We start from the raw sequence: 18,830 nt of genomic DNA on the forward strand, positions 1-18,830 counted from the left end.
CACCACAGCTCAGAAGCTCGTGACGCGGCTGATCGCCTGTTCGAACACGCTGCTTAGCGCCGGCCCGGCAAGACCCCAGATGATGATCACAAGGCCAGCAGTCATCAACGTGATGAGCACCCAGCCGGGCACGTCCCCTCGCTCGTCACTGCGGATCGCCCTTATCAGCCTCCGGCTGCAGCCAACCAATCTCGACATGTCGCCTTTCCCTTCTCTCACGCGCCGATTCAGAAACCGGACTGCAGTACAAAAACGCCTGGATAGATTGCGAATAGCACCGTCGTCGGCAAAATGAGGAAGACCAAAGGCACCAACATGGCCACTTCCTTCTTTCCTGCCGATTCCAGCAGCTCGCGTTTCGACTCGGCGCGAGCGTCGGCGGCTTGCGCGCGCAATACTTCGGCCAGCGGGGTACCGCGCTCCAGCGACGCCGTGATCGCCTCTACGCAGCGCGTCAACATCGGCAGGCGAATGCCGTCGGCGACGCGAGTCAACGCCGTTGCAATAGGGATGCCAATGGCCACATCTGCCACCAATCCCGACAGCTCACGGGCAAGTTCGCCAGAGCTGACGCGGGCGATCCTGCGAATGGCGTCCAGAATCCCTTCGCCTGCGGCGAGGCTGAGGGTCAGGAATTCGACCACGGTCGGGAACTCGGCCGCGATACGCCGCAGGCGAGCACGCGCGGCGCGTTTGAGGAGCCAGTCCTTCGCAACGAACCCGCAGGCTGCGAGCATAAGCGGCAGGGCGGCTTGCGCAACGGCCGGCATCGGCCGGGTGGACCCGGCCACGACTGTACCTGCGAGAACAGCGATCGCGAGCCCGGCGGCGAAGCCGAATGCGCCCCACAGCAGCTGCTGGGAGCGGAAGCCGTCCACTGTCAGGGATGAGCCGGCCTGCCGGAGCCGCAATGCAATGGTGTCGCCGCCGCCAAGTGTGCGCGAAACACCTCGCCGCAATCCGCCGATCAGTGGCTGAACAAGCGCACCAACAAGCGGCAACGGGTGCACGGTGGTGCGCGCCGTCAGCATGCGTGCCTCGTCTGAGATGTCGACAACGTATGGCGCGACCCGGTCGGCCAAGCGTGGCCAGCTCAACCGCGGCAGCACCGCAAGCATTGACCAGAGTCCGAGCCCGAAGCCGACCCCGCACAGCACACCCCACGCCGCAAAGACACTCATCGGAACCACCGCTTCTCCTCGGGAAGTCTGCCGAGGGCGATCATCAGTCGATATGCGACGACCGATAGGGCCAAACCGCAGACGATCACAGCTGTGCCGGTCGGTGTGTTGTAGGCCAGAGCCGCTTCCGATCGCGACGCCAGCAATACGAGAACAATCCACGGGGCCGCCACACCCAGTCGAGCGGCGTTGACCACCCAGGACTGCCGCGCTTCGACCTCCGCCCGGATCGCCGCCTCCTCACGCAGGTTCGCGGCGAGACCGCGCAGCACGGTCGTCAGTTCGCTGCCGCCGACCTCGCGAGCCATCCGCAACGTCTCCAGGATGCGATCGGCCACCGGGTCTGCAAGGGCATCTTTGAGCCGATCCAGACAACTCGCGAAGTTGCCGGTGGCCCGATAGTCGCGCTCGAACTCCGTGAACGCCGCACGTGTCGCGGCGGGCCCTACGTGAGCGAGTGCGCTGACGCTGTCCGGCAGGGCCAGGCCGGACCGCACTGCGGAAACCAGGTGATCGACGACATCCGGCCACACCGTGCGGCTTTCACGTCTGCGCACCAGGCGACGCCAGCGCACAAGCAACCAGGGCAGACTGGAGCCGACAACCGCCGCTGCCGCGGCAAGTGCCACAACTCCGACCAATGCCTGAGTGAATGCTGCCGCAACGATTCCAGCTAGCGCGCAGATGGCGAGGAAGGCTGTGGGGCTCACGAAGGGCAGTCCGGCCTGCGCCAGACTGCTGCGCAGAACATTCGCATGCCGCTGCCGTGCGGTGCCGGCCGCGGCGACTCTCGGCCACAAGAACGGGGCGAGCACCAGCACTAGCCCGCCGCCGAGCAGGAGCCCCACCGCCGCGATCACGCCATGCCCCGTCGCAACACGATGGCCGGATCCAAGCCTGCAGCATGGAACTTCGCAGTTTTGGTCGGATGCCCGCCGGTCGCCTCGAGCAATCCGTCGCGGATAGCGAAGATCGGGCTGGCCTCGATGGTTCCGGCCGTCACCGTTCCGCTCGGGGCCAGGATCTCACTCACCCTGCGGCGCCCATGCCGATCCAGTTCGCAGAAGACCACGATGTCAATACAACTTGCGACCGTCGGCACGACGAAGCCCGCATCGATATTGCTGCCGGCCAGCAACGGCAGCGTGCAGAGCTTGGACAGTGCCTCGCGTGCGCTGTTCGCGTGAATCGAACAGGCGCCCGGCACCCCGGCATTCAGTGCGAGCAGCAAGTCGAGGCTCTCCGCCTCACGCACTTCACCGACGACCAGACGGTCGGGGCGCATCCGCAACGCCTCCTTGATCAGTCGTCGTAGCGTGATCTCGCCGCTCCCTTCGAGACTCGGCTGGCGACACTGCATTGCGACAACATCGCGGGCGATCAGGTCGAGTTCGAACGTCTCCTCCACCGTGACGATGCGCTCGTTCTGACGAGCGGCAGAGAGCAATGTGTTCAAGAGCGTGGTCTTGCCCGCCTGCGTCGCACCAGCGACGAGGATGTTCTGCCCCGCGAGAACGCACATCCGCAAGAACTCGGCCGCCTGTTGCGGAAGGGAACCGAGCGCAACCAGCTGACCCAACTCGCGGATGCGCTTCGGAAACTTGCGAATGTTCACCGCCCAGTGCCTGCGCGTCACGTCGGGGATCACGACGTGCAAACGCGACCCATCCGGCAGCGACGCGTCGACGAACGGACTCGAGAGATCGACTCGGCGACCAGAGGATTGCAGCATCCGTTCGACGAGATCGCGCACGTCGCCGTCGGCCAAAACTGTGCCGGTGAGTTCTGGCACACCATCCCGGGCAACGAATACGCGGCTGGGAGCGTTGATCCAGATCTCCTCGATGGTCGGGTCGTCGAGATAGGGCTGGAGCGCACCGAACCCGGTGAGCGAGGCGACGATCTCCTGCGCGGCACGGCCCTCGTCGGCCAGCATCGGCGCCGAGCCGCCGAGCGCATGCTCGCTGTAGCGGCGCAACTCCTCGTGCACGTACTGCGATGTTCGTGCTGCAGCAAGCGTCGGGTCGGCGCCGTCGTGGCGCACCCGTTCGCGAACACGGTCTGTGATCAGTCGCACGGCATCGGTCATTCCAAAATCATGCCCGGAATCGCGAACCCGGCGCAGAAGTTATCCACAGGCACTCTGTACGAGCCAGCAGGCGAGCACCCGGCTATGCTGTTAGGCGCACTCGCGGGAGTGGTGGAATTGGCAGACACGCAGGATTTAGGTTCCTGTGCTTTCGAGCGTGGGGGTTCAAATCCCCCCTTCCGCACCGGCTACCGCACGGGCAATGTCCACCCAGCGGATGATCTTTTCGCGTAATCAGCGTCTGTTCACCCACCATGCAGCGTCGCTCGCTAAACTTCACAGAAGTTATCTTTGTTCACCACCGCCGACGGGGCATCGGTTGCGTTTGCCGCCTTCGTCGTCGCCCACTGGAGCACTGTGGTTCACCTCTCATCCTTGATTCCCTGGCTCGACCCATCGACCATCATCGACGCGGCCGGCCCATGGGCGCTGCTCGTCGTGTGTGCGATCATTTTCGCCGAAACCGGCCTGCTCATCGGCTTCCTGCTGCCGGGCGACACACTCCTGGTCATCACCGGGCTTCTCACCTTCACGGCACACGCCACGGCGAACGGCCACGGCATCCACATCGACATCTGGTGGGTCTGTCTTGCGATCGCGTTCTCGGCATTCCTCGGCGGCGAAGTCGGCTACCTGATCGGCAAGAAAGCCGGCCCGCGCATCTTCGAGCGCAAGGAGACAGGCCTGTTCAGTGTGCAGAACGTAAAACGCACCAACGCATTCTTCGAACGCTTCGGCGGACTAGCCGTGATTCTCGCGCGGTTCGTGCCCGTCGTTCGAACCTTTGCACCGGTCGCTGCCGGCGTCGGGCACATGAACTACAAGAAGTACAGTCTTTACAACTTCATCGGCGCGTTCATCTGGGGCGTCGGGCTGACACTGTTCGGCTACTTCCTCGGCTACATCCCGCCAGTCGCCGATTTCGTGAAGAAATACATCGATTTGATCCTGTTGGGCGCGGTCGTGGTGACCGTGATTCCGACCCTGTATCACTACATCCAGTCCAGCCGAAAGGCAAAGAAGAACGCCGCGAGTAATGTGCCTGCCACCGATGATGATGTGGCACTGGACCCCAAGGTGTTCGGCGAGCACGCAGAGTAAGGGCCTGCAAGCGCAGCTGATAATCAACGCTGCTGACGCTCAGCGCATCTGACTCTCAGCGCACCCGACGCTCAGCGCACCTGACGCTCAGCGGTGCGTGTGATCCTCGTGCTCGGCATGCTCTGACGGCTCCAGCTGGAATGTCGAGTGTTCGACATCGAAGTGCTCGGCGAGGCAGCCGGAGAGCTGGTCAAGTAATGCCCCGGCACCCCCTGCCTTGAACACCCCCGGCTGCACAACGACGTGAGCGGTGAAGACGGGGGCTCCCGACGTGATCGCCCACACGTGAACATCGTGCACGGCGACGACGCCGGGCGTGCCGAGAATGTGCTCACGGATGCGCGCGACATCGGTGTCGGCCGGGGCCGACTCACTCAGCACGCGAACGACGTCGCGTAGCAGTGAGAACGCGCGCGGCACGATCATCACGGCGATTGCAAGCGACGCGATCGCATCCGCCTGCACAAAGCCGGTCGTGAGGATCACGACCGCCGCGACGATCACGGCGATCGAGCCGAGCAGATCGCCGAATACCTCGAGGTAGGCGCCGCGCACGTTGATTGAACTGGCCGCGCCCTGCCGCAGCACGAGCAGCGCAACGAAGTTGGCGACCAAACCGATCGAGGCGACGACGAGCATCGGCACGGAGTGCACCTCGCCCTGTTCCCCGCTGATCAGGCGACCGATTCCACCGATCGCGACCGACACTGCCACAACCACCAGGATGATGCCGTTGATCAGTGCACCGAACACCTCGACGCGCCGGTAGCCGAATGTCTGTCGATCGGTGGCCGGGCGGGTGGCGACGATGGTGGCAACAAGTGCGATGATCAGGCCGGCGAGGTCGCTGAGCATGTGCCCGGCATCCGCAAGAAGCGCCAGCGAGCCGCTGAAGAGCGCACCACCGATCTCGATGACCAGCACGACCCCAACGATGCAGATGGCGAGGGACAGTCGCCGTCGGTTCGCGATGCCGTGGGCGTGATCGTGACTCATGATGCATCCACCGTATGCACGAGCAGCCGCAAACCGCCAGTGAAACGGCCTAGTTAGGAATGAGTGCCATTCTCAATTCGACGGCGTCGCGGCGACTCACTGGCGAGCGCCATCAGCGCAGGAATGATCTTTTCGAACGCGCGCGCCCGGTGGCTATGCGCAGTTTTTTCTGCTGCGGTCAACTCCGCGGATGTTGTCGTGCCTCCAGCAGGAATGAAGACCGGGTCATAGCCGAAGCCGTTCTCCCCCCGCGCGGACCGCGCGATCGAGCCGGGCCAGATTCCTTCCACGACGGTTTCGGATGCCGTCGCACCCGTCGCTGTCGTTGCATCCGTCGCATCCCCGACTCCCGCTCCCGGCACGACGAGGGCGATGGTCGCGGTGAAGTGGGCACCGCGGTTCTCGTCGCGCACGTCGGCGAGCTGGTCCAGCAACAATGCACGATTTGCCCGGTCGTCACCGTGCTGTCCTGACCAACGGGCGGAAAAGATGCCGGGCGCACCGCCCAGGATGTCGACGCACACGCCGGAATCGTCTGCGAGCGCGGGCAGACCCGTATGGGCGGATGCTGTGCGCGCTTTGATCAGCGCATTCTCTGCGAAACTGGCCCCGTCCTCGATCGGCTCCGGACCGTCGTACGGGATGATTTCGAGCCGCGGCAATGCCCGCCCGAGGATTTGCTGGAACTCTGCGACCTTGTGGGCGTTGTGGGTCGCCAGTACAACTCGGATCTGCTCGCTCACCGGACCCTCGCTCACAGAACCGCAGACAACGCTTCGCTTTGCAGTTGCGCCAGCGTGGTCGTGCCGCCGATTGCGAGGTCAAGCAGTGAATTCAACTCCGAGCGGTCGAACGGGGCTCCTTCTGCGGTGCCCTGTACCTCCACGAACAGCCCACGGCCGGTGACAACAACGTTCATATCGGTCTCCGCACGAACATCTTCGACGTATGCCAGATCGAGCATGGGTTCGCCGTCGATGATGCCGACCGAGACCGCGGACACGCTGTCGATCAACGGCGTGGCTCTCTGGCCGATGAACTTGTGGGCGCGACCCCATTCCAGGGCGTCCGCCAACGCGATATATGCACCAGTGATCGCGGCGGTGCGTGTTCCACCATCAGCCTGCAACACGTCACAGTCGAGCACGATCGTGTTCTCACCGACCGCTTTCATGTCAACGACGGCGCGCAAGCTGCGGCCGATCAGCCGGCTGATCTCGTGAGTGCGTCCGCCGATCTTGCCCTTCACGGATTCACGATCCATCCGATCATTCGTTGAGCGCGGCAGCATCGAATACTCCGCGGTCACCCAGCCTTTGCCCTTACCCGACATCCAGCGCGGCACACCGTTTGTGAACGATGCCGTGCACAACACTCGCGTGCGTCCGAACGAGATCAGGGCGCTTCCCTCTGCCTGCTCGCTCCAGCCCCGTTCGATCGTGATGGGGCGCAGTTCATCGACGGTCCGGCCGTCCTTGCGAATGGTGTCAGTCATCCATTCAGCCTAGCGATCGGGCACCTGCCGAAGTGCGCTCAGTTCGAGAGGGCCGGTCTGCACGGTGTCCACGTGCGAGACTTCTGGGCCCATGAAGCGATGAGCCAGCCGAAGGAAGTCTGCTGCATCGTCCCCTGTGGCCTCATACCGCACGGTCGGTGTGCTGGCGGCCGTGCGCTCGAGGCCGCGGCCGACGAGAATGCGATAGACGTCGTTGGCGGTCTCGACATCGCTGGAGACGAGAGTGACACCGTCACCCATCACGTACGAGATCGCGCCTTGCAGGTAGGGATAGTGCGTGCACCCCAAGACGAGGGTGTCGATATTCGCCTGCCGCAGCGGGCGCAAATAGCCCTCGGCAACGGTCAGTAACTCAGCCCCGCTGGTGATGCCGTTCTCCACGAATTCGACGAAGCGCGGGCACGCTTGTGTAAACAGGTGCAGTTCGGGTGCCGCGGCGAAAGCATCCTCGTATGCGCGCGAGTTGACGGTGCCGAGCGTGCCGATCACACCGACCCGTCCACTGCGTGTCGCGCTGACCGCCCGGCGCACCGCAGGTTGAATAACTTCGACCACGGGCACCGAATAACGTTCACGAGCATCGCGCAGCATCGCGGACGACGCCGTGTTACAGGCGATCACCAGCATCTTCACACCTTGATCGACCAGGGAGTCCAGCGCGTCCAGCGCATACTGCCGCACCTGAGCGATTGGCTTCGGACCATACGGCGAATGTGCTGTGTCACCGATATACAGGATCGACTCGTTTGGCAACTGATCGCGAACCGCGCGCGCGACGGTCAGGCCGCCGACCCCTGAGTCGAAAATCCCGATCGGTGCATCTGTCACGATGATCCAGCCTAATCGCTGCTCGCAGGCGTGTTTTCGAGCGGACACGGTCCTGGTAGGCGCGGTTCGAGTGCGCACAATTTTGGAACTCACATTATTTTGATAGTCACTATCTATTGCATGTCGCCCTTATTTGACATACTCTCGCATTGCATGTTCAATCAGCGGCGACGTGTTATGGGAGGGCGATCATGAATGCAACTGGAAACCGTCGGTGGTGGGCACTCGCGGCGATCACTCTGGCCATATTGGCGGTCGGACTCGATCTGACCGTGCTGAGCGTCGCGCTGCCGACGCTCGCAACCGCGCTGCACGCATCCGAAGCGGATCTGCAGTGGTTCTCTGCCGGCTACGCCCTTGCCTTGGCAGCGGCAATGCTACCGGCCGGGGTGCTCGGCGATCGCTTCGGCCGCAAGAAGATCATGCTGATCTCGCTGGTGCTGTTCGGAATCGGCTCGATCGGATGCGCGTACGCGCCCGACCCCGAACTGTTCATCGCCGCGAGAGTCGTTCTCGGTGTCGCGGGAGCCGGCCTGACAGTGACGGCGCTCAGCGTCATCACCGTGATCTTCTCGGAGGAGGAGCGGCCGCGTGCGGTCGGCATCTGGGCGGCCGCGAACTTCCTCGCTCTGCCGATCGGACCGATTCTCGGCGGCTGGGTTCTTTCCCAGTTCTGGTGGGGCTGGGTGTTCCTGATGAACGTTCCCGTGGTCGCCATCGGCCTCGTCGCGGTGATCGCGCTCGTGCCGGAATCCCGAGCAGAAACCAAGCCGGGGCTCGACCCGATCGGAATCGTCACGTCGAGCGGCGGGATCGCACTCCTTGTCTATGGTCTGATCGAGGCAGGGGTCAACGGCTGGAATGATGTCGCATCTCTCAGCCTGATCATCGGCGGCATCGCCGTCATCGTCGCGTTCGGCTTCTGGGAGCGATTTCTTGCCGGCCGCCGGGGCAGCGACCCCCTCGTCGATTTGACGCTGTTCCACTCGGCGGCCTTCACCTGGGGCGTCATCTTGGCAGCGTGCGGCATCCTGACGATGGTCGGAGTGATGTTCACGGCACCGCAATACTTCCAAGCCGTCCTCGGCTTGGACGCACAAGGTTCCGGCCTCCGGCTGCTTCCACTGATCGGCGGATTGGTCATCGGCGCCGTTCCGGCCAATCGAGTGGTCGCGGCGATCGGCTCCAAATTCACGACGGCTCTCGGGTTCGCGCTCATGGCGGCGGGGCTCCTCATCGGTTCCGGAACGACAGTGACCTCGTCTGAACTCTTCCTCGCGATCTGGCTTGCCGTGTTCGGCTTGGGAATCGGGCTCGCCCTAACGACCGCGGCATCCGCTGCTCTAGCCGTGCTCCCGACGGAGCGCGCCGGCGTCGGCTCCGCCATCATGTCGACCATGCAGAAGCTCGGCTCACCTCTCGGCGCTGCGATTATCGGCAGCGTGGCGAGCAGCGCCTACGTCGCCCATCTGACCCTGACTGGCCTTCCGGATGCCGTTGCCAGCGCCGCGCGCTCGAGCGTGTTCGCGGGACTCGGCGTCGCCGACAAACTCGGCAGTGCCGTTTTGCGGAGCGAGGTCGAATCGGCATTCACACACGGCATGGACATAGCATTGCTCGTAAGCGCAGGCTCCGCCGTGGCCGGACTGATTCTGGCCCTCATCTTCATTCCGAAGCGGGCGGCTGCCAGAAGGGGGGACGAGGATGACCACGGAGGCCACGACCGAGGTCGGGCTGCGCGAACGCAAGAAGGCGCGCACGCGGCTCTCCATTCAGCATCAGGCGTTGCGCCTGTTTCGCGAACAGGGTTATGACGCGACAACGGTCGAGCAGATTGCTGCAGCAGCAGATATCTCGCCGAGCACGTTCTTCCGCTACTTCCCGACGAAGGAAGACGTTGTGCTCGCCGACGAATACGATCCCCTCGCGATTGCGGCAATCCGCAATCAGCCGCTGGATGTACCCCCGATTGAGGCGATCCGGCGTGCCATGCATGTGACGTTCGACGAGCTTGCCGCCTCGGATCTCGCGGACTTCGACGAGCGTGTTCGCTTGATCTTTCTTGTCCCGGAGTTGCGCGCGGCCGCATCCGATCAACTGTTCATGCAGTCGCTCGACGAGGTCGCGGCGATGCTCGCCGAGCGGCTCGGAGTCAGCGCCGACGACCTCACCGTTCGCACCCTCGCAGGCTCGCTGCTCGGGGTTGCACTGTCAAGCATGTATCGTTGGGCCGCCGATCCGGCGGAGCCGTTGATCGACGTTCTCGACAAAGCGCTTCGGCATCTGAACGCGGCGTACCCGTTGGTGGGCACTGCGCACTCACTAGGCTGAGAGCGTGATCGGCACATCCCCCGCACTGCGTACAGACCGCTACGAACTCACCATGCTGGACGCCGCGATCGATGCGGGAACGCATGAACGTGAATGCGTCTTCGAAGCATTCACGCGACACCTGCCCGGCGGTCGCCGCTACGGTGTCGTCGCAGGTGTCGGTCGCCTGCTCGAACTGATCCAGGCCTTTCGGTTCGGCGACGAGGAACTCACCTGGCTGCGCGAGAACCATGTCGTACGATCCGCGACGCTGGATTGGCTGGCCGACTACCGGTTCAATGGCAGCATCCGCGGCTACCGTGAAGGCGAGGTGTACTTCCCCGGTTCGCCCTTGCTGGTGGTCGATGCTCCCTTCGCGGAGGGCGTGCTTCTGGAGACGCTCATCCTCAGCGTCCTCAACTACGACTCGGCCGTGGCCAGCGCTGCTGCTCGGATGGTGTCCGCGGCCGTCGGCAGGCCGATCGCCGAAATGGGTTCGCGGCGCGCCAACGAACATGCGGCGGTCGCCGCGGCGCGCGCCGCATACATTGCCGGCTTTGATGCCACATCTAACCTGGAAGCGGGCCGGCGCTGGGGCGTGCCGACGATGGGCACGGCAGCGCACTCATTCACACTGCTGCACGACACTGAGGAAGATGCCTTCCGCGCACAGGTCGAGACCCTCGGCACCTCGACCACGCTGCTGGTCGACACCTTCGACGTGCACGCGGCAATCGATCTGGCGATCAAGGTCGCCGGCCCGGAACTCGGCGCTGTGCGATTGGACTCCGGCGATCTGCCGTCGCTGGTTCGATCCGTGCGCAGCCATCTAGACGACCTCGGCGCTCGCAAAACGCGGATCACCGTGACCAACGATTTAGACGAGTACACGATCGCGGCCCTAGCGGCGTCTCCGGTCGACTCGTACGGCGTGGGCACGTCGGTGGTGACCGGGTCTGGGGCACCGGCTTCCGGAATGGTCTACAAGCTGGTCGCCCATCGCGACAATGCAGGTGACTGGGTCTCCGTCGCGAAGAAGTCGGACGGCAAGGTCAGCATCGGCGGGCGCAAACACGCGGTGCGACGTTTGGATGCGTCCGGCACGGCGACCGTGGAAGCCATTCATATCCTCACGGGTGCTCCGCCGCGCGATTCCGGCAGGGAGCTGCTGGTGCCGCTCATCGTGGATGGCGCGCCCGAGCAAGCGTACCTCGGCGCGGAGGGTGTCGCATCCGCTCGCGCTCATCACGCGATTGCGATCGCGGAACTGCCGGATGTTGCGTTCCGGCTTGGCCGCGGAGACCCCGTGCTGCCGACGATTTACCTCTGAGCGCCGCGCAGTTGAGAGCCGCAGCGAAAGCCGTTACCGTCGACTAATCCGCCTTGAGCGTCTCGTAGATTTCCTTGCAGGTCGGACAAATCGGGAACTTCTGCGGGTCGCGCCCTGGCGTCCACATCTTGCCGCAGAGCGCCTTGACCGGCTTTCCCGTGACCGCGGACTCGAGGATCTGCTCCTTCTTCACGTAGTGCGAGAAGCGTTCGTGGTCTCCCGGCTCGATGCTTTCGCGTTCGAGGAGCTCCTCGAGTTCACGATCGAGTGTGGCTGTGCCACCGCCGTCTGGGAGCGCTCCAGGATCGGAGATGCTGGCGTGATTCATCCGTCAAGTCTATGTCGGGCGATGCCCGCTTGCGATACTCCGCCGCAACGCTCAATCCGCCTTGATGGCCGCCGCGAGGATCTCGGGCCCACGACGGTCGAAGGTGGCAGCTCCTGCCGCGACACCGCCGACCAGCACGCCTCCGCCGATCACCAGGCCGGCGGCAAGGGCTGCAAAGAACCAGTCCGGTGATTCGACGATGCCGAGCACGGTCAACGCGACCACGGGCGATGCGAACACGAGGATCGCCAGAAAACTGACCGATTGGATGGCCGCAGCTGTTGCGCTTGTGTGCTGCGGCTGCGCGAAGGCACTGTCGTTCGGCTTTGTCGCAGGGTAGGGGAACAATGCGGATGAAATACTCGACAAACCGATTCCGACAAACAAGACGGCGGTGTTCACGCCGACCACGGCAGGCAAGATGGCCCAGTCTCCGTAGAACACGACGGTCACGATCGATCCGACAGCGATTAAGGGCACACCGAAGAACAGGATCGGCACGATTCGCCCGATTCGATCGGCAACCCCTCTCGTGCCCGACGCAATGTGCATCCAGATTGCCGTGCTGTCATACGCGACATCGTTGTGGATCGACCACCCGAGAAAGAGACACATGATCGGCAGTGGCAGCAGTGCCGCGATGTGACCGGGCACTCCAGCGATCATCAACGCGGCTACTGCGACGAACGGCACAAGCGGAATCATCAGCAGTGACACCCAGTAGCGCGCGTCACGCCCCCAATAGGTGAGGCTGCGGGCGGCGATCGCCCCGGCCGGCCGGCGGGAGAAAGAGCCGAACCAGCCGAGCCCTGCATACGTGTGTGCTACTGCCTGCCTGCCAGGGGTCACGAGCATCAGTGCCACCAGGCCGCGCCAGGCGAGCCACACTGCTGCGAGGAATGCCGAAGCGATGATCAGCTTGAGCAGAGAGGCGCCGATCGCGCCTTCCGCGGCATCCGCGGGAACCGCCCAGACCGCGCCAAGCGGTGTCCAGCTCAATCCGTCGGCGACGCGGTGCAGCGCAAGGATCCCGCCATGGCTCCAATCGATGTTCGTAAGCAGCAGCACAATGGGCAGGACCAGCACGAGAACAACCAGCCCGAACGCCCCACCGAAATCGCGTGCTCGGCGCGTCGCCAGAACAAGACCTGCGATCGCCGTGGTGAGGCGCGCGACGAGCGTGCACGTGACCGTGGCGACGGCTGCCGCGATCAGTGCGAGAAGCACACTTCCGAAACTAGTCGACCACGTGACGACGGATGCCAGTGTGCACAGCGCCAGCACGATCGAGGGCACACCGACCAGGGCTGCGACGGCAAGCGCTGTCGCGAGCCGCGAGTTCGAGATGCCGAACAGTGCGAAGCGGCGCGGGTCGAGCGTGTCGTCCGTGCGGAACACAAGTGGCAGAACGACGAAGCCGAGCATCGTGACCGACCCTGCCACGACGAAAATGCTTCGCACCAGATCGACGTTGCTCGCGAAGCGGGCGGCAATCAGCGCCGCAACTACGACGACAACCAGGAAGGCGCCGTAAAGCACCGCGACGATCAGGCCGAACACCTGCCACGGACTCCTGCGGAATGCGTTGGCCGTCAGCGTCAGCTTCAGTCGGAGAAGCTGTGCAACCATTCCAGACCCTCCGCTGCCTTGCGCCCCCCGGCGAGTTCGACGAAGCGATCCTCCAGGCTGCCATGCCCACGCACCTCGTCAACGGTTCCCGAGGCGAGCACTCTGCCGGTGACGATGATCGCGACGCTGTCGCAGACACGCTGGATCAGGTCCATCCCATGGCTGGACAGCACGACGGTGCCCCCCGCCGATACGTATTTCTGCAGGATTTCGATCACATTCGCAGCAGAGACCGGGTCAACGGATTCAAACGGTTCATCGAGTATCAGCAGGCGCGGCGAATGGATCATTGCCGCGGCGAGCGCCACCTTCTTCGTCATGCCTGCTGAGTAGTCTGCAACCAGCCGGCCCAGAGCGTCTTCCAACCCGAACGCTGCAGCCAGATCAGCAGCCCGTTCATTCACGGTGGCCGCATCCAAGCCGCGCAGCGTGCCCGCATAGCGCAGGAACTGTGCGCCCGTCAGCCGATCGAACAACCGCAACCGATCCGGCAGCACTCCGATCGAGCGCTTCGCCTTCGACGGATGCCGCCACACATCGACACCGTGCACCCACACTGCACCGGCGTCCGGCCGCAGCAACCCCGCAATGATCGAGAGCGTGGTGGTCTTGCCCGCACCATTCGGCCCGACGATTCCGTAGAAGGAACCAGCTCGAACGTCCAGCGACACGGCATCGAGGGCCACTGTCGCACCATATGTCTTGCGCAGTCGCTGAATGGACAGGACGACATCCGCCGATTGGGGCGGAGCGATCGGATGCGCGTGCGGCACCTCCGCAACGTGCGCGGATTGATCCCCGCGCAACAGGGTGCCGAACAGATCACTTGGCGGCGCGCTCGGCAGGGTGCCGAACAGATCAGTTGGCGGTGCGCTCGGCAGGATGGCGGTGGCAGCGTCGGTGAATACGTCGGTTGCTTCGGTTGCTTGGGTTTCGTCGGCGACGGGCTCCGGCTCGAGCGCGAGTTCGGGTTCGCGCACGGGTTCGGGCTCGATCAGGCTCACTTCTTCGGCAGCAGGGCCGGGGAGCACGGGCTCGTCAACAACTGGCTCGTCGAACACTGGCTCGGTGCCAACTGCAGCGTCGGAAACCGGAGCGGCGACAACCGCCTCCTCGACCACCGCCTCTTCGACCACCGGCTCGGCGATCACCGGCTCGTCGCTCACCGGCTCAACTCCGGCAGTGTCCTGAACAACTGGCGCCGGCGCAGACTTGACACGTGCGGTCGCAATCGGCACAACCGTGGCGGCGGTGTTGGCGGCGGCCGTCTTTGCGGGGGCACGCCGTGCCGGTGCTTTGCGCGCAGCCGGCTTACGGGCGGCGGGTTTGCGAGGAGCCGCCTTGCGGGCCGCCACGGGCGCGCGTGCGGTCGGCGCGGCGGCCGCCGCGCGTGCGGCCGTCACTGGGCGTTCGGACTCTTCTTCTTGTCCGACGTTCTCCGGAGTAGGCGACACAGAACTCACCACGCTAACGTATCAAGCCCCTCCGTCATCCGTGGCGATTCCAGGCAATCAGGCGAAATATCATCCCTAGGTATCACCCGTGAGGATGATTACGAAACGGCAACAACTGGCTGTGAGCAAAACAGCCCCGATAAGCTGAATTACGGCATGAAGAGGTGTCCTTACGTAGAAGCGCAAGCGAACCCTCGGCAAACTCTCCACTGTTTGCCACCTGACGAAGAGTTAGCACTTCGCCGATGAACAGGAGATTGATGTGACCACCCAGGTAGTGATTTTGGCAGCAGGCATGGGCAGCAGGCTCGGCCGTTCCCTCCCTAAACCCCTCACCGAGTTGAGCGATGGCCGCACCATTATGCAACAGCAGTTCGACAACATCCACCATGCCTTCGGCACGAAGGTCAAAGTGACGTTGGTGGTCGGCTACAAGCTGGAGCACATCATCGAAGCATTCCCCGACGCATCCTTCGTCTATAACGAGCAGTACGACCAGACCAACACCTCGAAAAGCTTGATGCGCGCCCTGCAGGCATCCGGCGCAGGTGGAGTGCTGTGGATGAACGGTGACGTCGTCTTCGACCCGGCCGTGCTCGAACGTGCCGCCGAGTTGATGTCACGTGACCAGTCGTTTGTCACGGTGAACACCTCAAAGGTGTCTGACGAGGAAGTCAAGTACACGACCGGCGCAGAAGGCTTCATCGAGAAACTCTCGAAGACTGTCAAGGGTGGTCTTGGCGAGGCCGTCGGAATCAACTATGTGTCCAGCCGCGACAAGGCTGGCCTGCTGCGCCAGCTCCAGCGCGTCGAAGACCAGGACTACTTCGAGCGCGGCATCGAACTCGCGATCGAACAGGATCGCATGCTCGTTGAGCCGGTGGACATCTCCGACCTGTACGCGGTCGAGGTCGACTTCGCCGAAGATCTTGAGCGCGCCAACCTGTTCGTCTAACTTCGAACCAGCGGATGCTGCGGGGCCGCGTCATTTACGCGGCTCACGCACGCATACGATAGGACCCGTGACCACCAGCTACGCCGAAGTGCGCCCTACCCAGCGCACGCGCTTCGCGCGCTATCGCCGTTCGCTTTGGCTGCTCACCAAGCGCGACCTGCGCGTGCGCTACTCGACCAGTGCGCTCGGCTACGTGTGGTCGATCCTCGACCCGTTGCTGATGGCAGGGATCTACTTCTTCGTCTTCACTGTCATCTTCCAGCGCGGCAAAATCGGTGAAGAGCCGTACATCGTCTTCCTGCTCTCTGTTCTGCTGCCGTGGATGTGGTTCAACGGCACGATCTCGGATTGCACGCGCGCATTCCTGCGCGAGGCGAAACTGATCCGATCTACGACGATTCCGCGCACCATCTGGGTGAACCGCATCGTGCTTTCCAAGGGCATCGAGTTCCTGCTGTCTTTGCCCGTGCTGGCCGTCTTCGCGATCGTCTTCGGCGCACCGATCAACTTCAACATCGTCTATTTTCCGCTTGCGATCGCGCTCCAGGCCGTTCTCACGATCGGGATCGGCCTGATCGTGGCTCCACTCGTTGTGTTCTTCAGGGATCTCGAACGAGCGGTCAAGCTGATCCTGCGGCTGCTGTTCTATGCCTCCCCGATCATCTACAGCGCAACCGATGTTCCGCACGAGTTGCGCACCATGATGAGATTCAACCCCCTGAACGGTATTTTCAGCCTTTACCGGTCCGCCTTCTTCGCTCAGGAGCTCAGTTGGGATTCAGTCGCGGTCGCTGCGGTGATGTCGCTGCTATTCCTCGCGTTGGGGCTGTGGGTGTTCTCCCGCACTGAGCGCGCCGTGCTGAAGGAGATCTGATGATCGAGCCGGCCGTGATCGATGTGGCGGGTGTCGGCATCCGCTTCAAACGCAATCGCCAAGCGCGGCGCTCCTTCAAAGACCTGTTCGCGTCGCGCAAGCGGCGCAACCGTCCGGGTGAATTCTGGGCACTGCGCAATGTCACCTTCTCTGTGCAGCCAGGCGAAGCTATCGGTGTTGTTGGCCGCAACGGCCAGGGCAAGTCGACACTGCTCAAACTTGTCGCCGGAGTGGTGCTTTCAGACGAAGGCACGGTCAGTGTTCGTGATGGGGTTGCACCGCTGATTGAGATCACCGGCGGCTTTGTCGACGATTTGACCGTGCGCGACAACGTCTATCTGACCGCAGGGTTGCACGGTATGTCGAAGGCGCAGATCGACGAACGGTTCGACGAGATCATTGAGTTCGCTGAGATCGGCGATTTTCTCGACACACCATACAAGCACCTGTCCAGCGGCATGAAGGTGCGGATCGCGTTCGCCGTCATTGCCCGGTTGGAGGAGCCGATTCTGCTGGTCGACGAGGTGCTGGCTGTCGGCGATCGAGGCTTCCGTGAGAAGTGTTATCGCCGCATCGAGGAACTCCTCGCCGGCGGTCGCACCATGTTCTTCGTGTCCCACAACGAGAGTGATCTGCGTCGCTTCTGCTCCCGCGGCCTCTATCTCGACAAGGGCAGTCTCGTGCTCGACGGGCCCCTCGCCGATGTTCTGGATCGCTATAACGAGGATTACGCGGGCTGACTTGTCCCCAACAATCGGCGTCTGAAACCGGTCTCCACGGCTCTGCTGCGTTCGTCGGAGGCCCACGCTACCGTGCCACCATGTTGAGAGCCATCGACCCGAGTGACCCAGCGGATGGGCCGCCGCCGGCCTATCCGGTTCCTTTCCGATTCGACAGGAGCACGCCTCCTCGCTACAAGTTGTGGAATGCCAGCCTTGAGACTCTGAGCGGAGTCACTTTCGCCCTGATCGGTGGCGGCAGTATGCCTCTGCAGGCACCGGTGACGCTCACGGCCGGGGCAACTGAAACGCTCGTGATCACCGGGCACGACCTCGCGCGGGACACGATACTGATCGTGCGCTGGCGTCGCGAGAATGGTGACGAATACTTGTGGCGCGTGAGCTTTTGAACAGTACTCGCCGTTCGCATATCGCGTGAGTCGGCGGGTCATGTCTGTGGCGAGCACGCAAGGCAGACGAGTGCGGGGTGGACGAGACCGTGTCTCGTCCACCCCGCGCTCGATTTCAGTCCGCCATCGCTACTGCGGCGGGCACTGCATCCGCCGCAGCATGCACGGGTTGACGCAGCAGGAACTATGCCTGCGCCGCGAATCCGGCGATGAACAGGGCATTCGAGAGGGCGCTCGCGACGATGCCCGCCGCTTCCGACGGGATGAACCCACCGATAATGTCGACCGGCCCGCACAGGGCGATCGCGGCTGCGGCCCAGCGCGGACCGATACCCGCTCGCCAGAACCCAATCCCGAGGATGAGGAGGGCAACGACGAGCACGTTGTGGCCCAAGAGCACGATCGGGGCGATCGGGTTGCTGCCGATCAGCTGCAGCAGCGCGATCATCTGCCCGTGGTTCATTGACGGGTCGGCCATCGCGATGAAAGCGACATTGACGCCGAGTACGAGGGTGTTCATAAGAAGCGCCCCCACCAGCAGTCCCATCGCGGTCGCCACGGACGCGCGGCCCCGGGTGAGTCGGCGCGCGGTTAGCAGGAATGTGCCGACGATCAGACAGAACGACGAGATCAACGCCGCAACGATCGAGACGTTGGTGCCGGTCGTATGCCCGCCGCGCGCTCGCGGATCTGCAGGAGCTGGTGCGACGCATCCATCCGACACTGCTCACCGACCGCGGCCTCGTCGCCGCCGTCGAGGCGCGCGCACAGCGCATGCCGATCCCGGTGCGGGTCGACAGCACGGCGGACGCGCGCTCGGACCGGCTTCCTGCCGACATCGAGGGGGCCGCATACTTCGCCGTCTCGGAATGCCTGACCAACTCGCTAAAGCACGCCGGTGCCGCCGAGGCCGCCGTACGCATCCGCCGGCATGACGGCCAGCTGTGCATTGAGGTGTCCGACAACGGCCACGGATTCGACACGACGGTGAACGGTGGTACGGGCTTGGTCGGACTGCGCGACCGCATCGAGGCTCTGGGCGGAATGTTCAAGGTGCTGTCGGATACGACGGGCACACGGGCGGACATCCGACTGCCAGCTGCACAGTAG

At 63.6% G+C, this 18,830-nt stretch carries 21 protein-coding genes and 1 tRNA gene; 10 read left to right on the forward strand and 12 right to left on the reverse strand.

The features are described 5' to 3' along the window. Positions 1 to 9: 9 nt before the first annotated feature. From QU604_RS14190 to QU604_RS14205, 4 genes are read right to left on the reverse strand one after another with little or no spacing between them, the layout of a single operon-like run. Positions 10 to 198, reverse strand: a complete 189-nt coding sequence (locus QU604_RS14190; protein WP_308465274.1) for a hypothetical protein — start codon at positions 196 to 198, stop codon at positions 10 to 12. Positions 199 to 227: 29 nt separating this feature from the next. After that, positions 228 to 1,181 (reverse strand): type II secretion system F family protein, encoded by a 954-nt coding sequence (locus QU604_RS14195; RefSeq protein ID WP_308465275.1) that lies wholly within the window; start codon positions 1,179 to 1,181, stop codon positions 228 to 230. After that, positions 1,178 to 2,041 carry a type II secretion system F family protein gene (locus QU604_RS14200; protein ID WP_308465276.1) on the reverse strand — a complete coding sequence of 288 codons (864 nt, stop codon included), beginning with the start codon at positions 2,039 to 2,041 and terminating at the stop codon, positions 1,178 to 1,180. The genes QU604_RS14195 and QU604_RS14200 overlap by 4 nt, the downstream gene beginning before the upstream one ends. Beyond that, a complete protein-coding gene (locus QU604_RS14205; RefSeq protein ID WP_308465277.1) occupies positions 2,038 to 3,270 on the reverse strand; it encodes a TadA family conjugal transfer-associated ATPase in 1,233 nt (410 codons plus the stop codon). Before QU604_RS14205 ends, QU604_RS14200 begins: the two co-directional genes overlap by 4 nt. Positions 3,271 to 3,372: 102 nt before the next feature. Between QU604_RS14205 and QU604_RS14210 the strand changes: the two genes are divergently transcribed. Both QU604_RS14210 and QU604_RS14215 read left to right on the forward strand, forming a co-directional pair. Next, positions 3,373 to 3,454, forward strand: a tRNA-Leu gene (locus QU604_RS14210). A 173-nt stretch (positions 3,455 to 3,627) separates the two neighbouring features. Continuing rightward, positions 3,628 to 4,371: a DedA family protein gene (locus QU604_RS14215; protein ID WP_308468928.1), complete on the forward strand. Its 744-nt coding sequence runs from the start codon at positions 3,628 to 3,630 to the stop codon at positions 4,369 to 4,371. Between the two features lie 87 nt (positions 4,372 to 4,458). Here the strand turns inward: QU604_RS14215 and QU604_RS14220 are convergent, their stop codons facing one another. The 4 genes from QU604_RS14220 to murI are packed head-to-tail and all read right to left on the reverse strand — an operon-like array spanning position 4,459 to position 7,711. Beyond that, on the reverse strand, positions 4,459 to 5,367 hold the full coding sequence (locus QU604_RS14220) for a cation diffusion facilitator family transporter (RefSeq protein ID WP_308465278.1): 909 nt from the start codon (positions 5,365 to 5,367) through the stop codon (positions 4,459 to 4,461). A gap of 53 nt (positions 5,368 to 5,420) precedes the next feature. Continuing rightward, the gene (rdgB, locus tag QU604_RS14225) at positions 5,421 to 6,110 is read right to left on the reverse strand and encodes an RdgB/HAM1 family non-canonical purine NTP pyrophosphatase (RefSeq protein WP_308465279.1); all 690 of its coding nucleotides are present in this window, start codon (positions 6,108 to 6,110) and stop codon (positions 5,421 to 5,423) included. An 11-nt stretch (positions 6,111 to 6,121) separates the two neighbouring features. After that, positions 6,122 to 6,862 (reverse strand): ribonuclease PH, encoded by a 741-nt coding sequence (gene rph / locus QU604_RS14230; protein WP_308465280.1) that lies wholly within the window; start codon positions 6,860 to 6,862, stop codon positions 6,122 to 6,124. 9 nt (positions 6,863 to 6,871) lie between these two features. Continuing rightward, the gene (gene murI / locus QU604_RS14235) at positions 6,872 to 7,711 is read right to left on the reverse strand and encodes a glutamate racemase (protein WP_308465281.1); all 840 of its coding nucleotides are present in this window, start codon (positions 7,709 to 7,711) and stop codon (positions 6,872 to 6,874) included. A 191-nt stretch (positions 7,712 to 7,902) separates the two neighbouring features. Between murI and QU604_RS14240 the strand changes: the two genes are divergently transcribed. The 3 genes from QU604_RS14240 to QU604_RS14250 are packed head-to-tail and all read left to right on the forward strand — an operon-like array spanning position 7,903 to position 11,351. Then, positions 7,903 to 9,525 carry an MFS transporter gene (locus tag QU604_RS14240; protein ID WP_308465282.1) on the forward strand — a complete coding sequence of 541 codons (1,623 nt, stop codon included), beginning with the start codon at positions 7,903 to 7,905 and terminating at the stop codon, positions 9,523 to 9,525. After that, positions 9,416 to 10,042 (forward strand): acyl-CoA-like ligand-binding transcription factor, encoded by a 627-nt coding sequence (locus tag QU604_RS14245; protein WP_308465283.1) that lies wholly within the window; start codon positions 9,416 to 9,418, stop codon positions 10,040 to 10,042. The genes QU604_RS14240 and QU604_RS14245 overlap by 110 nt, the downstream gene beginning before the upstream one ends. A 7-nt stretch (positions 10,043 to 10,049) precedes the next feature. After that, the gene (locus QU604_RS14250) at positions 10,050 to 11,351 is read left to right on the forward strand and encodes a nicotinate phosphoribosyltransferase (protein ID WP_308468929.1); all 1,302 of its coding nucleotides are present in this window, start codon (positions 10,050 to 10,052) and stop codon (positions 11,349 to 11,351) included. Positions 11,352 to 11,394: 43 nt separating this feature from the next. On the opposite strand, the gene QU604_RS14255 is transcribed toward QU604_RS14250, so the two are convergent. The 3 genes from QU604_RS14255 to QU604_RS14265 are packed head-to-tail and all read right to left on the reverse strand — an operon-like array spanning position 11,395 to position 14,771. Beyond that, positions 11,395 to 11,679: a DUF3039 domain-containing protein gene (locus tag QU604_RS14255; protein ID WP_308465284.1), complete on the reverse strand. Its 285-nt coding sequence runs from the start codon at positions 11,677 to 11,679 to the stop codon at positions 11,395 to 11,397. Positions 11,680 to 11,730: 51 nt separating this feature from the next. Beyond that, the gene (locus tag QU604_RS14260; RefSeq protein ID WP_308465285.1) at positions 11,731 to 13,308 is read right to left on the reverse strand and encodes a hypothetical protein; all 1,578 of its coding nucleotides are present in this window, start codon (positions 13,306 to 13,308) and stop codon (positions 11,731 to 11,733) included. After that, a complete protein-coding gene (locus tag QU604_RS14265; protein ID WP_308465286.1) occupies positions 13,284 to 14,771 on the reverse strand; it encodes an ATP-binding cassette domain-containing protein in 1,488 nt (495 codons plus the stop codon). The genes QU604_RS14260 and QU604_RS14265 overlap by 25 nt, the downstream gene beginning before the upstream one ends. 253 nt (positions 14,772 to 15,024) lie before the next feature. On the opposite strand from QU604_RS14265, the gene QU604_RS14270 reads away from it, so the two are divergent. The 4 genes from QU604_RS14270 to QU604_RS14285 all read left to right on the forward strand — a co-directional run bounded on the left by QU604_RS14270 (position 15,025) and on the right by QU604_RS14285 (position 17,720). Then, complete coding sequence (locus tag QU604_RS14270; protein ID WP_308465287.1) at positions 15,025 to 15,717, forward strand: phosphocholine cytidylyltransferase family protein; 693 nt, start codon at positions 15,025 to 15,027, stop codon at positions 15,715 to 15,717. 67 nt (positions 15,718 to 15,784) lie between these two features. Continuing rightward, positions 15,785 to 16,591: an ABC transporter permease gene (locus QU604_RS14275; protein WP_308465288.1), complete on the forward strand. Its 807-nt coding sequence runs from the start codon at positions 15,785 to 15,787 to the stop codon at positions 16,589 to 16,591. After that, positions 16,591 to 17,331, forward strand: coding sequence for an ABC transporter ATP-binding protein (locus QU604_RS14280; protein ID WP_308465289.1), 741 nt, complete (start codon positions 16,591 to 16,593; stop codon positions 17,329 to 17,331). Before QU604_RS14275 ends, QU604_RS14280 begins: the two co-directional genes overlap by 1 nt. A gap of 80 nt (positions 17,332 to 17,411) precedes the next feature. Then, the gene (locus tag QU604_RS14285) at positions 17,412 to 17,720 is read left to right on the forward strand and encodes a hypothetical protein (RefSeq protein ID WP_308465290.1); all 309 of its coding nucleotides are present in this window, start codon (positions 17,412 to 17,414) and stop codon (positions 17,718 to 17,720) included. Between the two features lie 184 nt (positions 17,721 to 17,904). Here the strand turns inward: QU604_RS14285 and QU604_RS14290 are convergent, their stop codons facing one another. Next, positions 17,905 to 18,444, reverse strand: coding sequence for a hypothetical protein (locus tag QU604_RS14290; RefSeq protein WP_308465291.1), 540 nt, complete (start codon positions 18,442 to 18,444; stop codon positions 17,905 to 17,907). Here QU604_RS14290 and QU604_RS14295 point away from each other — a divergent pair. Continuing rightward, complete coding sequence (locus QU604_RS14295) at positions 18,423 to 18,830, forward strand: sensor histidine kinase (protein ID WP_308465292.1); 408 nt, start codon at positions 18,423 to 18,425, stop codon at positions 18,828 to 18,830. The two genes, QU604_RS14290 and QU604_RS14295, sit on opposite strands and share 22 nt — an antisense overlap.

This window comes from Rathayibacter sp. SW19 (assembly GCF_030866825.1).
GTDB lineage: Bacteria > Actinomycetota > Actinomycetes > Actinomycetales > Microbacteriaceae > Rathayibacter_A > Rathayibacter_A soli.

Bases quoted from the DNA above. Each gene is read 5' to 3' on its own strand.
- QU604_RS14190 (WP_308465274.1), bottom strand. From the start codon at position 198: ATGTCGAGATTGGTTGGCTGCAGCCGGAGGCTGATAAGGGCGATCCGC.
- QU604_RS14195 (WP_308465275.1), bottom strand. From the start codon at position 1,181: ATGAGTGTCTTTGCGGCGTGGGGTGTGCTGTGCGGGGTCGGCTTCGGG.
- QU604_RS14205 (WP_308465277.1), bottom strand. From the start codon at position 3,270: ATGACCGATGCCGTGCGACTGATCACAGACCGTGTTCGCGAACGGGTG.
- QU604_RS14220 (WP_308465278.1), bottom strand. From the start codon at position 5,367: ATGAGTCACGATCACGCCCACGGCATCGCGAACCGACGGCGACTGTCC.
- rph (WP_308465280.1), bottom strand. From the start codon at position 6,862: ATGACTGACACCATTCGCAAGGACGGCCGGACCGTCGATGAACTGCGC.
- QU604_RS14240 (WP_308465282.1), top strand. From the start codon at position 7,903: ATGAATGCAACTGGAAACCGTCGGTGGTGGGCACTCGCGGCGATCACT.
- QU604_RS14245 (WP_308465283.1), top strand. From the start codon at position 9,416: ATGACCACGGAGGCCACGACCGAGGTCGGGCTGCGCGAACGCAAGAAG.
- QU604_RS14255 (WP_308465284.1), bottom strand. From the start codon at position 11,679: ATGAATCACGCCAGCATCTCCGATCCTGGAGCGCTCCCAGACGGCGGT.
- QU604_RS14260 (WP_308465285.1), bottom strand. From the start codon at position 13,308: ATGGTTGCACAGCTTCTCCGACTGAAGCTGACGCTGACGGCCAACGCA.
- QU604_RS14280 (WP_308465289.1), top strand. From the start codon at position 16,591: ATGATCGAGCCGGCCGTGATCGATGTGGCGGGTGTCGGCATCCGCTTC.
- QU604_RS14285 (WP_308465290.1), top strand. From the start codon at position 17,412: ATGTTGAGAGCCATCGACCCGAGTGACCCAGCGGATGGGCCGCCGCCG.